We start from the raw sequence: 19,988 nt of genomic DNA on the forward strand, positions 1-19,988 counted from the left end.
AACCGGTGCCAGCTGCTGTGGCTAGCCCGCTCTGCCGACCACGTTCCGTGCGTACCTGCCGGGCGGCGCCCCGACGTGTTTCACGAAGTGCCGCGACAAGTGGGATTGATCGTGGAACCCGACGTCGACGGCCACGTCCGCCAATTCGCGCCCCGCCAGTATTGCGCGTCGTGCCAGATCGATTCGGCGTCCCGTCACGTACTTGTGAGGCGGAAGCCCGAAATGCTTCGCGAAGTTCTTGATCAGATACGTGGAGTTCCGCTGCAGGATGTTCGACGCTTCGTGCATCGTGATTCCCGTTGTGAGTCGCGCATCGAGCAGGTCTCGCAGTTGATCGGCAACGCGTTCGTCAACGGTGGGCGTGTGACGGGCTCGGCCTGTGGCCGGTGTGAGGATCTCGTTCAATCTCTCAGCGAGGAACCCCAGGCGACTTTCGGCCTCGAGTGATTCGCCGTCTGGGCCGAGTGCAGAGTGCAGTTGATCGATGCGGTGGCGCAGCAGAGGGTCTCGAATCTCGGGACTGTCCACTGCCGGGCCTATGAGGGCCTCGCCGAGAACTGACGTGTCGAGGTAAAGGATTCGTTGACGAAATCCGGCCTCGGTGACCGGAACTCCGTCGTGTGCGATGCCTGGCGGCAACAGAGTCACGATCTCGGGTGCTGCGCCATGAGCGCGATGATCGAGGTCGTATGCAATCGTGCCGCGGTCGACGAGCATCAGAGACCACTGATCGTGCGTGTGTTTGGGATAGGCGTGTCCGACGAAATCGGCATGGAAGACCTCGGTGATTCCCGCGAGGCCCGGTGCCCACGCGGTGATCTGTGCGCCGTGGGGATCCATGTCAGAAACGTACAAGACGCAGCTGCCGCGGGTGACGAAGAGTGGCGGGGTCGTCATCGCGGTGGTGGCGCGCCCGAGGGAGGAACAACATGAACAGTTCGGCAACAGCGGTATCGCTTCGCGAGAAGTTCGGTCAGTTCACCGAGCACTGGTCGCCCAAGAAGATTGCGGCGCTCAATGACTACGAGATCAAGATCGTCAAGATCAAAGGTGAATTCGTCTGGCACTCCCACGCCGACACCGACGAGATGTTCCTGGTGACGAAGGGGCAGATTCGAATCCAACTGCGAAACGGAGATGTTGCACTGGGGCCCGGTGAACTGTTCGTGGTACCTCGCGGCGTCGAACATTGCCCGATCGCCGAGGAGGAAGCGGAGGTGATGTTGATCGAACCCGTCGGCGTGGTGAATACCGGGAACGTGGGAGGTCCGCGAACCGCAGTGCTCGAGGACTTTTCGTAGTTACCGGCTCTTCCAGTCCAGGGGATTGGTACGCAACGGCAGGGCCATTCCCAGATCTCCAGAGCGTCGCCGCGCGAGAGTGCGGACGGAGCTCGACCTCGCGCCGCATCGACTGCGCGAACTCGTCGGTAATTCCTGTTCGGGGGTACTCCGCGATTGCTGCATCAACAGTTGCTCGCGGAATTTCGGCCGCACGCCGACCGGCAACATCGAAATGCGCTGCGGCGTGCAGGAGATAGGCGTCAGCGCCCGCGCTGCGGTCGACGGTCAGATCCATGTGCAGACGGATCGCTGCGCCGATTCGCTCTACCGACTTCTCCGAAGTTCCCACTCGGGTCGCGAGTTCTTCCGCGTCTGCGGCACTGATGTAGGTGAAACACCCATGCTCGGCCGATCCTTCTGCGCCCAGTCCGACATCGTGAAGGGCGCACGCAGTGAAGAGATCTTCGGGGTTGTACTCGATCGCGTCGATCTGTGCGAAGGTGTCGGCCCAGATCCAGCAGCGGAGACTGTGGTTCAAGACCGCGGGGGAGAGGGTTCCTCTGGCGTGATCGAGCGCTTCCCTGCACAGTCTGGTGTCGGGGAGTGGGCATTTGCGCAGGTCGGGCGTGTGAGTGGGGTAGCGGCCGAGCCGCAGTCGAAGCATCGACGGGGTACTCATGGCCTGCGCAGCTGCCGCGCGGGCCATGAGTTGCATCTGCTCGAGGGTGGTCAGCTCACCAGGGCGCATCGAATTCCTGTCTGAGGTAGGGGACAGCTGAATACGAATCTAGTTGGCGAGGAAAATTCTTCACGCTTGCTCAATATCTGTCGACGACGGAAACACGGTATTATCCGAATATTGGTTGATAGCAAGTGGCATCCAACGGCAACACCAAATCAGCAACCTCACCTCTGCACTTCGCACTATCTCGACAAGCAACGACGGTGGGGTTCGGCTCAGATGACGCCGAACCCGACTATTCCCGGAACTTCCGAGGGCTTTATGCGATGAAGCATGACTTTGTTGTTCTCGTTGCCGCCGACGGTCGTCAGAGTGCCGGCGTCATTGACCAGAACGACGTTGACGTGTTGACCGAATGGGCTCGAGTCGCCGTACAGGATCGTGTCGCCGACCTTGGGTTGGTAGTCCTGACCGTAGGGGACAAACGCGTCGACCGACTCGTAATACTCCTGCAGCGTGTACACCCCGGGGATGCGCCACGAGCCTGAGTTGGGGTTCGAGAACGGCGTGCCGATCTGGTTCATCGACCAGCTCACGAAATCGGCACACCACGATTCCTCGACACCTTCGGCGTACTTGGTGCCGGGGCTCCCTGACTCCCATTCCTGTTCGAGGACGGTGAGCAGCGCACTCTGCTGAGCGGTCAGTGCGCTGTGGTCGACAGCCGGGAACGAATCCAGGTTCTCGCCGGCAAGGGCGTCGTCGCTGCGGGCGAACCACCAGAAAATGCCGGCGACTGCTACAACCACTACAACGCCGAATACGCCCAGAACGGTGAGAGTGCGTCTGGACGTATTCGGTGCGTGCGACATCACGCCACGATAGTCAAATTACTCGAGCGGGGGCGCTGAGCGGTCGATCGTCGTCGCGAGGGGCTTCTCCTTGACGAAGAGCAACAAGACGACCGCCGCGATGACCAGCGGTACGAGATAGAGGAAGATCGGCGCAAGCGCATCGTTGTATGCGCCGACGATGATCTCGCGAACCTGGCTCGGCAACTTCCAGAGAATTCCCGGCGTCAAAGAGTTCTCGTCCCCACCCGCTGCGCCTCCGTTTGCCGGTAGTCGTTCGGACAGCAAATTGGTCAGGCGCGAGGCGAACAGGCTGCCCACGATAGCGCTGCCCAGCGAAGCGCCGATCTGACGGAAGAAGTTGTTCGACGCGGTGGCCGTTCCCACTTCGGCCGCAGGGAAGGTGTTCTGCACGATCAGGATCAAGATCTGCATGACGAGGCCGAGGCCGATACCCATGAGGGCGATGTAACAACCGAAGACCAGCAGCGAGGTCGACGGCGTCAGACGTGAGAGCAGGACCAGAGCAACGGCGACGATGGATGTTCCGACGATGGGGAAGATCTTGTAGCGACCGGTTTTGCTGACCAGCTGACCGGATCCGATGGAGGCGACGAGTAGGCCCGCCATCATCGGAATCATCATCAGTCCTGCTTCGGTGGCGTTCTTTCCGGTCACCATCTGGATGTAGGTCGGCAGGTAGGCGAGCGCACCGAACATCGCGATTCCGATGATCAGACCCGCGACGGTGGTCAACACGAAGTTTCGCTGAGCGAACAGGTGCATCGGAATTACTGGTTCGTCGGCACGCTTCTCGACGAAGACGAACGCCACGGCGGTCACGATGCAGCCGACGATCAACCCGATGATGACTCCGGAACCCCAGGCGTAAGTGTTTCCGCCCCAGGTGGTGAACAGGATCAGGCACGTCGCTGCCGTCGCGACCAGGATCATTCCGAGGTAGTCGATGCGAGGCTTGCCGAGATTCGGTTTCCGCAAGTGAAGGAATGCCATCGCACTCGCGATGGCGAGAAGGCCGAGGGGGATGTTGATCCAGAAAGCCCAACGCCAACCGATGCCTTCGGTGAACCAGCCGCCGAGTAGGGGACCGGCAACCGAAGCCAGGGCGAACACACCGCCCATCGCGCCCATGTACCGGCCGCGTTGCCGGGCCGGAACGACGTCGGCGATGATCGCCTGGGACAGCAGGATCAACCCGCCGCCGCCGAGTCCTTGAACAGCGCGCCCCGCGATGAGTGTGGTCATGTCGTGGGACAGGCCGCCGATCACAGAACCGACGATGAAAATGCTGATGGCGCCGATGAATAGGCCCTTGCGGCCGATCAGATCACCGAGTTTCCCGTACACCGGCATCATGACGGTCGAGGCGAGGATGTACGCCGTCGTCACCCAGACCATGTGGTTGACGCCGTTCAATTCACCGACGATGGTGGGCAACGCGGTGCTGAAGATCATCTGATCGAGCGATGCCAGAAGCATGGTGATCATCAACCCGACAAAAACGAGGATGATCGACCGTTTGTCTGGCGTGGATTCGGTGTCGGTGCGCGTGTCGTCTGGGCCGACGGTCGCGGCTTCTCGAGTGGACATGGAATTCCTTAGTTGAGTGACAGCTGGTGAAATCAGTTCGCGGAGCGGAGAATTCGAGCCATCAGAAGTAGTGCAGGATCGAGCAGTTCGGTTCTGGGGCTTGCCCGTTCGCTGTTCTGCCACTTTCGGAAGACGTAACGCATCGCTGCGCCCGCTGTGATGACCGTCGCGGTGGCCTCGTCTTCCGCGGCGGTGTCTGCCGGAAGTTGTCGATACTCGGGGCGACCGCGCAACTCACGCGTCAAGAGCCTGGTGAGTGTGTCCTCCAGATCGTGAAACGTGGCCAGGTGCTGCTGCAAGAGTGTGGGATGCCGTTCGAACAATTCGCGGCGGTACGCCAGCAGGTCGGGCCGCTCGTCGACGATCTGCATCGCCTCTTCGAAGACCGCCAGAGCCCCTCGGAGAGGGTCATCGGGGTGCTCGTTGATCAGCGTGATCATGGTCGTCTCATTCGGTACGACGAGCATGAGTCCACCGATGGCTGCGTCCTTGGTGGGGAAGTAGTTGAAGAACGTGCGGGTCGACAGATTGCAGGCTTCGCAGATCTTCTCGACGGTCACTTCGTCGTATCCGAGGTCGAGGACGAGTTCGACCGCGGTGTGCTCGATCAGCTGCCTCGTAGCGATTCGCTTTCGTTCGCGCAATCCGAGTGTTTCGGTTCCCATTTCATCCATAATTGCACAGAGTGCAAAGTTTCATCGAATACAATATTTGTCCCAAGAATGTCCTATGAAGTGCAAAAATGGGGATCCGACACCCGCTGGATAGGATGATCCACGTGGAAGACACCTTGCCTCCTTGTCCTGAATGTGCCGGCGAATACACCTACGAAATGGGTGCCTTGATGGTGTGCCCGTCCTGTGCACACGAGTGGGCGCCGGCCGAGGGCGCAGGGGATGCTCTGGGAGTGGTGAAAGATTCGGTAGGAAACGTCCTTGCGGACGGAGACACTGTGACGGTCGTCAAGACGCTCAAGGTGAAGGGCAGTCCGACCGGTATCAAGTCGGGCACGAAAGTGCGCAACATCCGCCTTGTTCAGGGCGTTGGGGACCACGACATCGACTGCAAGGTCGACGGCATCGGGCCGATGCAATTGAAGTCGAGCGTCGTCAAGAAGGTCTGACCGGATAGCAATAGAAGTCGGCTCGAGATCCTGTTCAGTTTCGACGGTTCGACAGCCACAATCGAGGAGATTCTCGACCTCTCGAACGAATGGACCGAACTGTGTCGCACTCGATCTGCCTTGACCCTGCTCCCGATAGCACCGCACTCGATACAGACGAGCAGTGGAGCCTCATCGTCGATGCGCTGACGCGCAGGGGATTCCTCGGCGCCGGGCTCGGTGTCGCGGCCGCGACCTTGCTGGCAGCGTGCAGCAGTGACGAAAACGGCGTGGAGTCAGGCAGTCTCGTCACGGTGCAGGACGAGACGGGCAGTGTCGAGATTCCTTCGGATCCGCAGCGAATGGTCATCGCCCATGTCAGTGCCATGGCGACGGTGCTCGACCTCGGTGTGCCGCCGGAGAAGATCGTCGGCGGCTTCTTCGGTCTCGAGGGTGTGAGCGGTGACGCGGTGTTGCGCACGATGCCGGAGGCTGCGAACATCCCGAACCTCGGCACGGCGGGAACGTGGAACAAAGAAGCTATCATCGGCGCATCGCCCGACCTGATCGTCATGCTTCTGACGGCCGGAAATGCCTATGCCGCAAAATCTTACGACGAACTCTCAGCGACCGGAGTGCCGGTGTTCGCCGGCTTCAACGGATTCCTCACGTGGGACGAGATGAAGAAACTGGTCACCTCGATGGGCGTCGCGGTCCGGCGCGAAGAAGCGGCAGCCGAATTGAACGCGAGAACGGAAGAGCGCCTCCTCGCAATCAAGGATCGACTCTCGGCCCTCGGCTCGCTACCGTCGGTGACGCTGCTGCGTACCGGTGAGAACGGTGTCGTCTACAACCAGGTCGACGCACTTCTCGACGCCCTCGAGTTCCCCGGCGATCGAGCCACGTCGGAGGAGTTCACGCGCACACTGACCGCGGAGCAACTCGACCAGGTCACCAGCGACGTGATCATCGTGGGCGCCTTCCAGGATCAGCAGGACGTCCGCGCGCAGTTGGCGACGAACCCGCTCTGGGAGCGCCTTCCCGCTGTCCGCTCGGGAAACGTCCATTACGTCGACGACAGCCTGTGGGGCTCGGGCTATTCCCCTCGCGCCACCGAGCTGCGGCTCGACGACATCGAGCGGATCTTCAGCTGACTCCGTCGTGTCACCTCGACTTATCGGTGCATTACCTCGAGAATCATGACCATGGACAAAATCAGGTTCTTCGAGCTTGTCACCGAATGGTTCGAAGTGCTCGGTGTTGTCGCCATGGTTCTCGGGTTCGTGTTCGCATTCGTGATCGCGGGGCGGGCGTGGAGTCGAACACGCGACGGTAGTTCGGCGTTTCGCACGCTGCGCGAGACCATGGGCGCGGTCATCCTTCTCGGACTCGAGATCCTCGTCGCCGCTGATCTGGTGAAGACTGTGACGTCTTCTCCGTCACTGACCGACGCCGCAGTTCTGGGCATGATCGTGCTGATTCGAACTGTGCTGAGCCTGTCGATTCAGATCGAGATCGACGGGGTACTTCCGTGGCGCAAGGCGTTGGTGTCCAGTCCGGAACTCCTGGTACGCGCGGCGCGCGGATCAGGAGGCCGAGCGATGCCCGACGCGTCGAGTTCGTAGCGATAGCCGTTGCGAGTGAAAGGTCGGGCAGATGACAGCAGTGCGCACCGAACATCTCTCTGTCGACGAGCGGCGGGCGCGCGGCCGCCAAGCGCGTAGAGACACCCCGCTGGCAGCGCTCGCGGATCTCGCGGACAGCGATCGCGACCCGATTTCGCCGCTGGAAGTACAGGCGAAATCCCGGGTGCAGGACCTGGTACCCATTCGCTACGGGCGGATGTCGGCGTCACGGTTCTCGTTCTTCCGTGGTGCCGCATTGGTGATGGCGGACGACCTGTCTCGCAGCCCGGATTCGGGCCTCGGCAGTCAACTTTGCGGTGACGCACATCTGAGCAATTTCGGCATCTATGCGACGCCGGAGCGGAAGTTGGCGTTCGACATCAACGATTTCGACGAGACATACCCGGGCCCGTTCGAGTGGGACGTCAAGCGGCTGGCCGCGAGTTTGGTGATCGCCGCGAAGGACAACGGGTTTTCGGGCAAGGAGCGAAAGAAGATCGTTCGCGGATGCGCGGCCGAGTACCGGGAAACCATGATCACCCAGGCAGGGTTGGGTAATCTTGCGGTCTGGTACTCGCACATCGCACCCGAGGACGGGCTCGAGGATCTCCAAATCGACCTGAAGAAGCGAATGGTCGCGCGCACGCAAGCGACGCTCGACAAGGCTCGCCGCCGCGACAGTGTGCAGGCCGCCGGCAAGTTCACCGAAATCGTCGACGGCCGTCGGCGATTCATCAGTGATCCGCCTTTGATCGTTCCGGCAGACGAGTTGTTCGCGGGCACCGATCTCACGCAGATCGAGGACTTGTTGCGTCAGCGTGTCCGGTCGTACCGCAACACTCTGCAATGGGATCGGCGCGTTCTCCTCGACGCCTTCGAGATGACGCACATCGCCCGGAAGGTGGTGGGCGTCGGAAGCGTCGGAACCCGCGCGTGGATGATCCTGATGAAGGGCGTCGACGATGGCGACCCGCTGATTTTGCAGGTCAAGGAGGCGCAGCCTTCGGTGCTGTCCGGCTACGTCGACGGTCCGACCTTCAAGAACGAAGGTGAGCGCGTCGTCAACGGGCAGCGTTTGATGCAGGCTACGAGCGACATCTTCCTCGGCTGGGAACGCGGGCCGGGATTGGACGAGGGTGAGCACGATTTCTACATTCGTCAACTGCGTGACGGTAAGGGATCGGCAGTCATCGAGGAGATGGTTCCGGAGGGTCTGGAACTCTACGGGCGCTTGTGTGCGAGGGTCCTCGCCTATGCGCACGCTCGCTCCTCCGACCGGATTGCGATCGCCGAATACCTTGGTGAGGGAACCGAATTCGATTTCGCGATCGGAGAGTTCGCGGCTGCCTACACCAAGCGCAACGCACGCGATCACTCCGCTCTGCTGACCGCGATCGACGACGGTCGCGTGTCAGCAGAGCGGGGAGTGTGACGGCTCAGGCGAACACGCCGGAGAGCCAGGCCTGCCATGCCGCCGTCGCTGCGTCTCCGTCCGCATCCGCAGCGAAGAGGTGATGGGCTGCATCGACGTTGCCGCCGAAGGCATTTCGGCCGTAGAACCGCAGCAATGCGTTCTCGGTGCGCAGGCCGACGAACCAATCGTCGATGTAGTCGATGATTGCTTCGACGGTTCCGATTCCGGGGACATCCACCGTCACCGTGTCGCCGGCGGTGGCGCCCGAGGCGATTCCGAGGGCGCGGCGAAGTGCTCCCATGGCCTCCGGCGCGGAAGAGGCTTCCGGTCCTTCGACTGAGACGTAGGTGACGGGTCTGCCGGCGAAGTACTGAACGTACTGGCCGAGACTGTGCAGGTAGAAGTCTGTGTGCTTACTCGCGCCGTCGTACTGGTTGTCCCAGTCCTCGGCAAATACTCCGGCGTGGACGTAACGGACGACAGCGGTGCTCTCGTCGCGGGCCTCGACGACGTACTCGAGGTTGTTGAACCAGCCGTCGGGGCCCTGCATGTGGATGGCTAGTTCGCGGGGCGGTTCCCAGTCCGCGATGATCGGGCTGTCCGGGCGACTGCCGTCGGCGGGGATCTCGAGAGGGGACGGGAACATCCAGCCGGCCGTCTCTGCCGAGATCGCGGCCCAGATCTGTTCGGGAGTTCCGGGGACGACCACCTCGCGGCGGATTTCGAATTTCTCGGACATTGCTACTGCTCCGTTTCGGGTGTGGTGACGTGCGGTGTGGTGAGGCTGGGATGCAGGGCGACAACCAGGCGGTGTTTGCGTCCACCTTCGGAATTGCCGTCGTGGTACTTGGCTACGAGTGAGTTGATCGACTCGCCGAGTTCGCCGGCGAATGCGGCGCGGTCGGAAGCAGTGGCGAAGGTGATGTCACTGTCGATGGCAAAGGAGGCCAATGGTTTTCCGGCCGCAGTTGCTCCGGCGATCAGCTCACCGACCTCTCGAACGATCCGTGCCGCGAGAGTGACGAGCCAACGTGCCGAGAGTTGATCCGGAAACCGACTCGGATCCGGGGCGAGTGCGGACATCGCGGCGGGGGAGATGACGTACGACGCGGCGCTCGCTTGCATGATGCGCTCGGTCATGTTGCCCCGCTTGCGTTCCTCGACCAGCTCTACGAGTCCGTGTTCTTCCAGAGTGCGCAGGTGGTAATTCACCTTCTGGCGTGTCAGTCCGATCCGGGGTGCCAGCGAGGATGCTGATCCCGGAACTGCCAGTTCAGCCAGAATCCGTTGCCGGATCGGATCGAGAGAGACCTCGGCAGCTGCGGGGCGGTCGATGACTGCTACTTCCAACATGAGAAAACCATCCCACCGACAACTTGATCTGTCAAGAAAGAAAAAGTTGTCGGCGGGATGGTTTCGTGGTTTCTCTACCGCTTCAGATCGGGCGGGTTGTTCAAATCCCTTGCCGAGTAGGTGTCGCACGAGGAGACCTGGCCCGTTTGGTACCCGGTGGCGAACCACGCCTGGCGTTGCGCGGAGGAACCATGTGTCCATCCTTCGGGGTTGACCCGACCCGTCGTCGACTTCTGGATACGGTCGTCGCCCACCGACGATGCTGCTGACAGAGCGTCGCGAATATCGTTCTTCGACAGTGGCTTCAAAAATGGCTGACCGGTTGCCTCGTCGGGAATCGTGTCGGCAAAATGAGCCCAGACGCCGGCATAGCAATCGGCCTGGAGTTCGGTGCGAACCGCGCCGGACTCCTCACCCTGCGGGTCGGCCTGCGCGCGGCCGATGTCGCCGAGCTGATTCTGGATGTGATGTCCGAACTCGTGAGCGACCACGTATTCCTGTGCGAGCGGTCCGGCACTGGAACCAAAACGGTCGACGAGCAATTGGAAGAAACTCGTGTCGAAGTACGCCGTCTGATCGGCCGGGCAGTAGAACGGGCCGACATCACTCGACGCCTGGCCACACCCGGTGTTGACCGAACCGCTGAACAAGACAACTTCGGGGCGCACGTACGCCGTGCCGGTCTGCTCGACCAACTGCTGTTCCCAGACGTCGTCGAGGCTTCCGACGGTCAGTGTGACGCGGCAGTTCACATCGGCGTTTGCCTGAGCGCCGGTGCACTCGTCGACCGACGACAGTCCGGTCGACGAACTCGAAGTCTCGGTAGACGTGCCCAGGAGTGAGCCGGGGTCACCGCCGAACAACAGCGCCAGGATCAGAACGATGATGCCACCCGCGCCACCGCCGATCGCGATTTTGCCGCCGCGGCCGCCGCCACCCCCGCCGCCTTGAACCTGAACGCGTCCCGCTTCGCCGCGGGCCCCCTCGTTGAAGGTCATCTATGTCCGCTTTCTGCTGTCGTGAACAAGTGCTTGCCGTCACTTCTGGAGATAGCTTCGCATGCGATGCGGGTCCGCGTTTCCGCTCTGCGCAGTTCGCTCCGTAGGATCGCAGGCAAAGTAGTCGGTCGTCGGTTATTGGAAGTAGTTCGAAAGGAATCCCGTGCTGCGCACACATCTCGCCGGTTCATTGCGACCCGAGCAGGCAGAGCAGACCGTAACGCTCACCGGTTGGGTAGCCAGGCGTCGTGATCACGGCGGAGTGATCTTCATCGATCTCCGTGATGCATCCGGAGTTGCGCAGGTAGTTTTCCGGGCAGGTGACGTGGCCGAGCAGGCCCACCGTCTGCGCGCGGAATACTGCGTCCGCGTGACCGGAACGGTCGAGGTTCGCCCCGAGGGCAACCAGAACTTCGAGATCCCCACGGGAGCAATCGAGGTCAACGCCACAGAACTCGAGGTTCTCAACGAGAGCGCACCGCTGCCGTTCCAGCTCGACGATCAGGTCGGCGAAGAAGCGCGCCTCAAGTACCGATACCTGGACCTGCGTCGTGAAGGTCCCGGCTCCGCAATTCGCTTGCGCTCCAAGGTGAGTGCTGCTGCGCGCGGCGTTCTCGCGCACCACGAGTTCGTCGAGGTCGAAACTCCGACGCTCACGCGCTCGACGCCCGAGGGTGCCCGCGATTTCCTCGTGCCGTCACGCCTGCAGCCCGGTAGCTTCTACGCACTGCCGCAGAGCCCGCAGCTGTTCAAGCAGCTCCTCATGGTCGGCGGCATCGAGCGCTACTACCAGATCGCGCGTTGCTACCGCGACGAGGATTTCCGCGCCGATCGCCAGCCGGAGTTCACCCAACTCGACATCGAGATGGCCTTCGTCAACCAGGACGACATCATCCTGCTCGCCGAGGAAATTCTGACGGCGCTCTGGAAGCTCGTCGGCCACGAGATCAAGACGCCGATCGACCGCATGACCTACAACGAGGCAATGCGTCGTTACGGCAGTGACAAGCCGGACCTGCGTTTCGACATCGAACTGGTCGAGTGCATGGATTTCTTCAAGGACACGACCTTCCGTGTGTTCCAGGCCGAGTACGTCGGCGCCGTCGTGATGCCCGGTGGCGCAAGCCAGCCGCGCAAGCAACTCGACGCTTGGCAGGAATGGGCGAAGCAGCGCGGGGCCAAGGGCCTGGCGTACGTGTTGGTCGGTGAAGACGGCACTCTCGGTGGTCCCGTTGCCAAGAACCTGACCGACGCCGAGCGTGAGGGCCTTGCTGCTCACGTCGGGGCTCAGCCGGGCGACTGCATCTTCTTCGCAGCCGGTGCAACGAAGCCTATGCGCGCTCTCCTCGGCGCGGCCCGTGGTGAGGTCGCACGCAAGAAGGACCTCATCGATCCTGACGCATGGGCCTTCGTGTGGATCGTCGACGCTCCGATGTTCGAGCCGACCGCAGACGCCACTGCATCCGGTGACGTCGCGCTCGGCCACTCCGCATGGACGGCGGTGCACCACGCCTTCACGTCGCCGAAGCCGGAGTTCTTCGACACATTCGACACCGATCCGGATTCCGCTCTCGCCTACGCCTACGACATCGTCTGCAACGGCAACGAGATCGGCGGCGGCAGTATTCGTATCCACCGCAAGGACATTCAGGAACGAGTGTTCAAGGTGATGGGCATCTCCGAGGAAGAGGCGCAGGAGCAGTTCGGCTTCCTCCTCGACGCCTTCGCCTTCGGTGCGCCGCCGCACGGCGGAATCGCATTCGGCTGGGACCGCATCACCGCGCTCCTCGCCGGTATGGATTCCATCCGTGAGGTCATCGCGTTCCCGAAGTCCGGCGGCGGCGTCGACCCGCTGACGGATGCTCCGGCACCGATCTCGGCTCAGCAGCGCAAGGAATCGGGTATCGACGCGAAGCCCGAGAAGAAGTCAGAGGACAAGAAGTCCGAAGGCGACACCGGCGAAGCCAAGTAGAGCCGACACCGGATCGCCATGCTGCATTTGCGGGTGATCTGCCCGACCGAGCGCACCGAGCAAGTTCTCGGTGCGCTCGCGTCGCAGCGGGGCGCGACACACATAGTCGTGATGCGCGATGTCGCGGTTCATCCTGCCGGAGACATGGTGGAGGCCGACGTCGCCCGTGAGGCGGCAAACGACGTCGTCGACGCCCTGAACGAACTCGGCGTCGCCGAGGACGGCGGAATGACGCTCGTACCGGTCGAGACTGTCTTGTCGGCGGCGGCCCGCAAAGCCGAACACGACGTGCCGGGTGATCCCGCGGACTCCGTCGTGTGGGAGGAATTACTGTCCCGCACTCGCGAAGAGTCGACTCTCAACGGATTGTTCGTCGCGTTCCTGACGATCGCGTGTCTGCTGGCCGCGATCGGCGTCGTCACCGACTCTCAGATCACGATCGTGGGCGCCATGGTCGTCGGCCCGGAGTTCGGTCCGCTGGCTGCTTTGGCAGTCGCACTCGTACGGCGGGATCGACGGTTGCGCCGACGCTCGATTCTCGCCCTTGCCGTCGGATTCCCCATCGCGATGGGAGTGACCCTTGCCGCCACGTTCGTGGTGAAGTTCTTCGGATGGATGGACGTCGTCAGTCTCGAATCACTCCACGAGGTCGATTTCGTCTACAAGGTCGGGCCCATTTCGTTTGTCGTCGCGCTTCTTGCCGGTGCGGCTGGGATGCTGGCACTCGTCTCGTCGAAGTCCGCTGCCTTGGTCGGGGTGTTCATCTCGGTCACTACCGTTCCTGCCGCCGGTTTCGCAGTGGTGGCAGCAGCAAACGGGGAGTGGCGGATCGCCGGGTTGTCGTCTCTGCAACTGGCTGTCAACCTGCTCGGGATCGTCATTGCCTGCGTGCTTGTTCTCTGGGTCAGAACGCGAGCCGACGAGGAGTTCGAAGCAGCGTTGAAGGGTATTTCCCGCTTTGTCGACGAGGACAAGACTCCGTGAATTCGCCAGTCCGGAGTTCTGCTCGTCGACAGCAATATTCTCGCGAGAATTGTAAACCGGTGTGGCGATTAGGGACTTTTGTCATCACCGCAGGTAGACGGCAACTTCTGTCGCTGCGATTACCTGAATTCTCCGCTGTGAGCGGATGAGCCGGGCATGATCGGAGTCACTAACGGGTAAGTTGGTCGGTGATGACCGCATTACTGGCAGACCCCGTTTCCGAAGTCGTCGCAGCTGCTGAGCAGTTGCTGACACGCCGCACAGGGGCACCCGTAACCCTGGTGGATCCAGTCGATCTCGGGGGGAGTGGCCGCACCGTCGTGCTGCGCGTACGTGTCGCCGAGAACCCGTTCTCCCTGCCTCGGACGCTGGTGATCAAGCAGGTCCGCGACAACTTCCAGGGAGCTACCAAAACAGCGATTGCGCTCCCGGCCGCGTCCGAAGGCGACTTCGACGTCGAGACCGCTTTCCTTCGTGAAGCGGTGTCTTATCAGTTCGCCAACGCGCTTGCCAAGGACGCACGCCCCGGTGCCGAACTGTTGGCCTCCGACCTCGATGCTCGCCTCCTGATCCTGAGTGATCTCGGCGACGCCACCGCAATCAGCGTCCGGCTCGAAGACTCCGACCCGGACACCGTCACACACACGTTGATGGCCATGGCGCAGGCCATGGGCCGCATGCACGCCGCGACCGTCGGCCGTGAGGACGACTTCACCGCGCTTCTGCGTCGTGCCGAAGTTGCACATTGCTCGGACGAAGTGGCGGATCAGGTGGGCCGCGCAGTGGCCGGTGTTCCCGCGATGTTGGTGGAAAGTCTCGGCATCGATGTGGGTTCGGACATTCTCGAGCAGGTTCAGCACGCGCAGACACTGTTCAGCGGCGGTCGATTCCGTGCCTTCAGCCCGTCCGACCTGTGCCCGGACAACATCATCGTCAACGACGACGGCGTGCAGTTCCTCGACTACGAGTGGGGTGGCTACCGCGACGCGCTCCTCGACATCACCTATGCACTGGTGTCGTTCCCCGGTTGCCTGTGCAACATCGACCTGACCGAAGAGCGGGCGTCGGCGATGGTCGACGCCTGGCGCGCCGAGGTCGTGGGGATGTGGCCCGCCCTGGCCGACGAAGCCGAGTTGGGGCGCAGGATCGTCGAGGCCCAACTCATCTGGGTCTGGCTCAGCACCTATCTGTATCTGCCCGAGGATCATTCGCGTATCGCCGCCGTCCGCGAGCATTATCTCTCGATCCCGCGCGCCGACGCCTTGGTCGGCCGTTGGGCCAGGCTCGCACGTTCGGCGCAGCTCGCCGGCAACGACGCCGTCGAGGCACACGCCCGCGACGTCGTGGCGGCGCTGCGCACCGAGTTCAGTTGAGTCTCTGACCGAACACACGCAGAAGGGCGCCCGTGCACGCAGCACGGACGCCCTTTCTCGTTCGAGTCACCTCAGTTGTCGGAGACCAGATCGTTCTCGGACAGGTCCGTCGCCGCGAGCGCCGTCTCGAGATCAGGATGTCGGAACGTCGACGTGACCTGGTCGGCCACGACTCGGAAAGCCGAGGCCAGAGTCGCGGACTTGTCCGGTTCGGCCGCCCACGTTGCAGTCTGTTCGACGACGACCACGCCGTGGTGAACGTACATCTTGCCGGGGACGAGGGTGATGCCGGCGTTGGTGGCCCACTCGCGCAAGGCTGCGAGTCCCTGGCTCGCGCCCTTGGGGCCGCCTACCTCGATGTCGTCACTCGACAACTGCAGCAGTGTGTCGATGTCTTGGGAGTTGAGTGCATCGTGCCACGCGAGGACGGTGGCGATCTCGGAGGTGCTCATGGCGACAACGCTATTACAGCGCCTCCGCCGAGGACGTTCGGGCTGGCTGGAACTGCGGGTTGTGTCAGGCGTCGGTGGTCTCTAGTAGCGTCGATTCGTGAGCGATTGGCAAGCGGAAGACAGTGTGGGGGCGAAAGACGGCGTGGTGGCGGAAGACGGCCTGTTCGAGGCAACTCCGGAGGAATCCGCGATCGTCGACGAACCAGATGTCGTGTCGGTAGCCGAGCGTGCCTTGTCCTCGCTGCCGCCCGGGGCTCCACTGGCTGTCCGCATGCGTCCGCTCACCCTCGGTGAGGTTGTCGGTCAACAGCACCTGCTCGGCCCTGGCGCTCCGCTGCGCAGAATGGTCGAGGGATCCGGTGCAGCATCGGTCCTTCTGTACGGACCTCCCGGCACCGGCAAGACCACTCTCGCCTCGTTGATCTCGGGCGCAACCGGCCGCCGGTTCGAGGCTCTGTCTGCTCTGTCCGCCGGCGTCAAGGAGGTTCGCGGTGTCATCGAACTTGCGCGCCGTCGTCTGCTGAACGGCGAACAGACCGTCTTGTTCATCGACGAGGTTCATCGTTTCTCCAAAACCCAGCAGGACGCCTTGCTCGCCGCGGTCGAGAACCGGATCGTGCTCTTGGTCGGCGCGACCACCGAGAATCCGTCGTTCTCCGTCGTCTCCGCGCTGTTGTCGCGCTCGTTGGTCTTACAACTGCAATCGCTCACCGCTGCGGATGTCCAGGAACTGCTCGAACGCGCCGTCGCCGACGAGCGCGGGTTCGGGGGCGCGATCACGATCGACGACGACGCGATGGAACACCTCGTTCGTCTGGCGGCCGGCGACGCACGCCGAGCCCTGACGGCACTCGAGGCCGCCGCCGGAGCTGCACTGGACACGGCAGGTGACGCGTCGGGCCCGGTGGTGCTCGACCTCGCGACCGTCGAGGCCAGTGTCGACAAGGCCGCGGTTCGGTACGACCGTGCCGGAGATCAGCACTACGACGTCATCAGCGCCTTCATCAAGAGCATTCGTGGATCAGACGTCGACGCCGCCCTGCACTACCTCGCACGGATGCTGACAGCGGGCGAAGACCCTCGTTTCATCGCGAGGCGGCTGGTGGTTCATGCCAGCGAGGACATCGGCATGGCCGATCCGACGGCACTGCAGACTGCCACCGCCGCGGCGCAAGCAGTGCAGCTCATCGGTATGCCGGAGGCTCGTCTGGCGCTGGCACAGGCCACCATTCATCTGGCGACGGCTCCCAAATCGGGTGCGGTCATCGCCGCTCTCGGTGCAGCCATGGCCGACGTGGCCGCCGGAAAATCCGGACTGGTACCGCCGCATCTGCGTGACGGGCACTACAAGGGTGCCGAGCAATTGGGCAACGCAGTCGGATACAAGTACCCGCACGACACACGTGATGGTGTTCTGCGGCAACAGTATCCACCAGACGATCTGGTGGGTGTCGACTATTACCAGCCCACCGCGCACGGCAACGAGCGAGAGATCGCCGATCGGGTGAGCAAACTCCGCCGAATAGTTCGTGGCTGACGCCTGCCAGGTTCCACCGGCCGACGCGTTAGTCTGGACACCCATAGCTCGACGCTCTTGAAGGTAAGGACCGGTTAGTGCAAACCCACGAGATCCGCAGGCGATTCCTCGACCACTTCGTCAAGGCCGGCCACACCGAGGTGCCCAGCGCCTCGCTGATTCTCGACGACCCGAACCTTCTGTTCGTCAACGCGGGCATGGTTCCGTTCGTGCCGTTCTTCCTCGGGCAGCAGACGCCGTCCTACTCACGGGCGACGTCCGTGCAGAAGTGTGTCCGCACCCTGGACATCGAAGAGGTCGGCATAACCACCCGCCACAACACCTTCTTCCAGATGGCGGGCAACTTCTCCTTCGGTGACTACTTCAAGAAGGAAGCCATCTCCCACGCCTGGCAGTTGCTGACAGGTTCGGTCGAGGACGGCGGATACGGCATCGATCCCACGCGCCTGTGGGCAACCGTCTATCTCGACGACGACGAAGCATTTTCGATCTGGCGCGACGAGGTCGGAGTGCCCGAAGAACGCATCCAGCGCCGCGGGATGAAGGACAACTACTGGTCCATGGGTATCCCCGGACCGTGTGGACCCTGCTCGGAGATCTTCTACGACCGCGGCGCCGAATACGGCGTCGAGGGTGGCCCCGAAGCCGACGAGGATCGCTACATCGAGATCTGGAACCTCGTGTTCATGCAGAACGAGCGCGGCGAGGGCACCAACAAGGGCGACTACCCGATCCTCGGACCGCTGCCGAAGAAGAACATCGACACCGGCATGGGCGTCGAGCGCGTCGCGTTCCTCCTGCAGGGCGTCGAAAACGTCTACGAGACAGACCTTCTCCGCCCCGTCATCGACAAGGCCGCCGAACTGACCGGCAGTGTGTACGGGACCGATCACACGTCTGACGTTCGTTTCCGCGTCATCGCCGACCACGCACGCACCGCAGCGATGTTGATCGCCGACGGTGTGAACCCCGGTAACTACGGCCGCGGCTACGTCCTGCGCCGGTTGCTGCGTCGCATCGTGCGCTCGGCCAAACTGCTCGGCAGCGAGCAGCCCACCATGCGCGAGTTCATGATCGTCGTCCGCGACACGATGGCGCCGTCGTACCCGGTTCTGGAAACCGACTTCACGCGTATCGAGAACGTTGCCGTCGGTGAGGAGACCGCGTTCCTCAAGACGCTGGCGTCGGGATCGGCCCTGTTCGAGAATGCTGCCGAGACGGTCAAGTCGTCCGGAAAGTCGGTCATCGCCGGCGATCAGGCATTTGCACTGCACGACACCTACGGCTTCCCGATCGACCTCACGCTCGAAATGGCGTCCGAGGCCGGTCTCACTGTCGACGAAGACGGCTTCCGTACGCTAATGGCCGAGCAGCGCAAGCGCGCCAAGGACGATGCTCAAGCGCGTAAGCACGCGCATGCGGACCTGACGGTCTACAAGGAACTGCTCGATCGAGGCGCCACCGAGTTCACCGGTTTCGACGAGCTCGTCTCCGAGGCTCACGTCCTCGCGCTGATCGTCGACGGCGTCCGTGTGCCGGTGGCGAAGGCAGGCCAGGACGTCGAGGTCATCCTCGACCGAAGCCCGCTCTACGCAGAGTCCGGTGGACAGATCGCCGACATCGGTTCACTCACCGCTCCGGGCCTCGAAGCCAAGGTCAACGACGTGCAGAAGATCGCCAAGAAGGTCTGGACGCACAAGGTGACGGTCAAGAAAGGCGAGATCACCGAGGGTGACGTCGTCCTCGCGCACGCCGATGCCGAGTGGCGCAAGGGCGCAACCCAGGGGCACTCCGGTACCCACATGGTGCATGCGGCGCTGCGTCAGGTGCTCGGCCCCAACGCGGTGCAGGCGGGCTCTCTCAACAAGCCGGGATACCTCCGCTTCGACTTCTCCTGGCAGGGCGCGCTGTCCGACTCCCAGAAGCAGGACATCGAGGCACTCACCAACGAAGCCGTGGCGTCGAACTACGCGGTCAACACCTTTGTCACCGATCTCGACAAGGCTAAGGCGATGGGTGCGATGGCACTCTTCGGTGAGAACTACGGCGACGAGGTTCGCGTCGTCGAAATCGGCGGTCCGTTCTCGATGGAACTGTGCGGCGGCACTCACGTCGGAAGCTCCGCTCAGATCGGTCAGGTCACGCTGCTCGGTGAGCAGTCGGTGGGCTCCGGGATCCGACGCGTCGAGGCGTACGTCGGTTTGGACTCTTACCGCTACCTCGCCAAGGAGCGTGCGCTGCTGGCCGGACTGTCCTCCTCGCTGAAGGTTCCTTCGGAAGAGGTGCCTGCCCGAGTCGAGGCTCTCGTCGAGCGTCTGAAGGTGGCCGAGAAGGAACTCGAACAGACCAAGGCCAAGGCTGTGCTGGCATCGGCGGGCGAGTACGTCGCCAAGGCCAAGCGCATCGGCAGCGTCCTCGTCATCGCCGAGCCTGCTCCCGCGGGCGTCGGCGGCAACGATCTGCGCAGCCTCGTCACGGACATCAAGGGTCGTCTCGGCTCCGAACCTGCCGTCGTAGCTCTCCTCGGTGACGTCGACGGCAAGGTCCCGTTCGTGGTCGCATCCAGCAAGGCAGCCCAGGGTCTCGGTGTGAAGGCCGGTGAGCTGGTTGCGTCCTTCGGTCCCAAGATCGGTGGCCGCGGCGGCGGAAAGCCCGACATGGCCCAGGGTTCGGGTTCGGACTCCGCAGGAATCCCGGCGGCGCTCGATGCGATCCGGGACAGAGTCGGAGAGCTGGCGGGCGGCAGCTGAC

The 19,988-nt window shown here is 62.7% G+C and carries 18 protein-coding genes and 1 pseudogene; 10 read left to right on the top strand and 9 right to left on the bottom strand.

From position 1 onward, the window contains the following. Positions 1-21: 21 nt before the first annotated feature. Complete coding sequence (locus tag I7X09_RS23330; protein WP_200313916.1) at positions 22-840, bottom strand: helix-turn-helix domain-containing protein; 819 nt, start codon at positions 838-840, stop codon at positions 22-24. A gap of 89 nt (positions 841-929) precedes the next feature. Here I7X09_RS23330 and I7X09_RS23335 point away from each other — a divergent pair, with 89 nt between their 5' ends. Next, positions 930-1,301, top strand: a complete 372-nt coding sequence (locus I7X09_RS23335; RefSeq protein ID WP_095970233.1) for a cupin domain-containing protein — start codon at positions 930-932, stop codon at positions 1,299-1,301. A 316-nt stretch (positions 1,302-1,617) separates the two neighbouring features. Here I7X09_RS23335 and I7X09_RS29525 read toward each other — a convergent pair. The 4 genes and pseudogenes from I7X09_RS29525 to I7X09_RS23355 form a co-directional block, all read right to left on the bottom strand. Further along, positions 1,618-2,031 (bottom strand): annotated as a pseudogene (locus tag I7X09_RS29525) (HD domain-containing protein); the annotation flags it as partial. A gap of 209 nt (positions 2,032-2,240) precedes the next feature. Further along, entirely contained in the window at positions 2,241-2,840 is a 600-nt protein-coding gene (locus I7X09_RS23345; protein WP_200313918.1) for a CHAP domain-containing protein, read from the bottom strand. Positions 2,841-2,855: 15 nt separating this feature from the next. Beyond that, positions 2,856-4,427: an MDR family MFS transporter gene (locus I7X09_RS23350; RefSeq protein WP_200313920.1), complete on the bottom strand. Its 1,572-nt coding sequence runs from the start codon at positions 4,425-4,427 to the stop codon at positions 2,856-2,858. Between the two features lie 32 nt (positions 4,428-4,459). Further along, on the bottom strand, positions 4,460-5,092 hold the full coding sequence (locus I7X09_RS23355) for a TetR/AcrR family transcriptional regulator (RefSeq protein ID WP_124568654.1): 633 nt from the start codon (positions 5,090-5,092) through the stop codon (positions 4,460-4,462). A gap of 113 nt (positions 5,093-5,205) precedes the next feature. Between I7X09_RS23355 and I7X09_RS23360 the strand changes: the two genes are divergently transcribed. The 4 genes from I7X09_RS23360 (at position 5,206) to I7X09_RS23375 (ending at position 8,586) form a co-directional block, all read left to right on the top strand. Beyond that, positions 5,206-5,550 (top strand): zinc ribbon domain-containing protein YjdM, encoded by a 345-nt coding sequence (locus I7X09_RS23360; protein ID WP_124568653.1) that lies wholly within the window; start codon positions 5,206-5,208, stop codon positions 5,548-5,550. 89 nt (positions 5,551-5,639) lie between these two features. After that, positions 5,640-6,683: an ABC transporter substrate-binding protein gene (locus I7X09_RS23365; protein ID WP_200313922.1), complete on the top strand. Its 1,044-nt coding sequence runs from the start codon at positions 5,640-5,642 to the stop codon at positions 6,681-6,683. A gap of 51 nt (positions 6,684-6,734) precedes the next feature. After that, positions 6,735-7,154 carry a DUF1622 domain-containing protein gene (locus tag I7X09_RS23370; protein WP_095970274.1) on the top strand — a complete coding sequence of 140 codons (420 nt, stop codon included), beginning with the start codon at positions 6,735-6,737 and terminating at the stop codon, positions 7,152-7,154. A gap of 31 nt (positions 7,155-7,185) precedes the next feature. After that, on the top strand, positions 7,186-8,586 hold the full coding sequence (locus I7X09_RS23375) for a DUF2252 domain-containing protein (RefSeq protein WP_200313924.1): 1,401 nt from the start codon (positions 7,186-7,188) through the stop codon (positions 8,584-8,586). Between the two features lie 4 nt (positions 8,587-8,590). Here I7X09_RS23375 and I7X09_RS23380 read toward each other — a convergent pair whose 3' ends face one another. From I7X09_RS23380 to ypfJ, 3 genes are all read right to left on the bottom strand, one after another. Further along, complete coding sequence (locus I7X09_RS23380; protein WP_200313926.1) at positions 8,591-9,307, bottom strand: SRPBCC domain-containing protein; 717 nt, start codon at positions 9,305-9,307, stop codon at positions 8,591-8,593. A 2-nt stretch (positions 9,308-9,309) separates the two neighbouring features. Next, positions 9,310-9,921 (bottom strand): ArsR/SmtB family transcription factor, encoded by a 612-nt coding sequence (locus I7X09_RS23385; RefSeq protein WP_124568650.1) that lies wholly within the window; start codon positions 9,919-9,921, stop codon positions 9,310-9,312. Positions 9,922-9,995: 74 nt separating this feature from the next. After that, positions 9,996-10,919 carry a KPN_02809 family neutral zinc metallopeptidase gene (gene ypfJ, locus I7X09_RS23390; RefSeq protein ID WP_200313928.1) on the bottom strand — a complete coding sequence of 308 codons (924 nt, stop codon included), beginning with the start codon at positions 10,917-10,919 and terminating at the stop codon, positions 9,996-9,998. Between the two features lie 163 nt (positions 10,920-11,082). Between ypfJ and aspS the strand changes: the two genes are divergently transcribed. The 3 genes from aspS (at position 11,083) to I7X09_RS23405 (ending at position 15,248) form a co-directional block, all read left to right on the top strand. Continuing rightward, positions 11,083-12,891 (top strand): aspartate--tRNA ligase, encoded by a 1,809-nt coding sequence (aspS, locus tag I7X09_RS23395; protein ID WP_200313930.1) that lies wholly within the window; start codon positions 11,083-11,085, stop codon positions 12,889-12,891. An 18-nt stretch (positions 12,892-12,909) separates the two neighbouring features. Further along, positions 12,910-13,875, top strand: a complete 966-nt coding sequence (locus I7X09_RS23400) for a DUF389 domain-containing protein (protein WP_124568648.1) — start codon at positions 12,910-12,912, stop codon at positions 13,873-13,875. Positions 13,876-14,066: 191 nt separating this feature from the next. Then, entirely contained in the window at positions 14,067-15,248 is a 1,182-nt protein-coding gene (locus I7X09_RS23405) for a kinase (RefSeq protein WP_200313932.1), read from the top strand. A 71-nt stretch (positions 15,249-15,319) separates the two neighbouring features. Here the strand turns inward: I7X09_RS23405 and I7X09_RS23410 are convergent, their stop codons facing one another. Then, positions 15,320-15,700, bottom strand: a complete 381-nt coding sequence (locus I7X09_RS23410; protein WP_095970221.1) for a nuclear transport factor 2 family protein — start codon at positions 15,698-15,700, stop codon at positions 15,320-15,322. A 190-nt stretch (positions 15,701-15,890) separates the two neighbouring features. On the opposite strand from I7X09_RS23410, the gene I7X09_RS23415 reads away from it, so the two are divergent. Both I7X09_RS23415 and alaS read left to right on the top strand, forming a co-directional pair. Further along, entirely contained in the window at positions 15,891-17,237 is a 1,347-nt protein-coding gene (locus tag I7X09_RS23415; RefSeq protein ID WP_442800604.1) for a replication-associated recombination protein A, read from the top strand. A gap of 77 nt (positions 17,238-17,314) precedes the next feature. Next, a complete protein-coding gene (alaS, locus tag I7X09_RS23420; protein ID WP_200313933.1) occupies positions 17,315-19,987 on the top strand; it encodes an alanine--tRNA ligase in 2,673 nt (890 codons plus the stop codon). Position 19,988 lies beyond the last annotated feature (1 nt).

Origin of the sequence: Rhodococcus sp. P-2 (genome assembly GCF_016598535.1) — a bacterium.
GTDB lineage: Bacteria > Actinomycetota > Actinomycetes > Mycobacteriales > Mycobacteriaceae > Rhodococcus_F > Rhodococcus_F baikonurensis.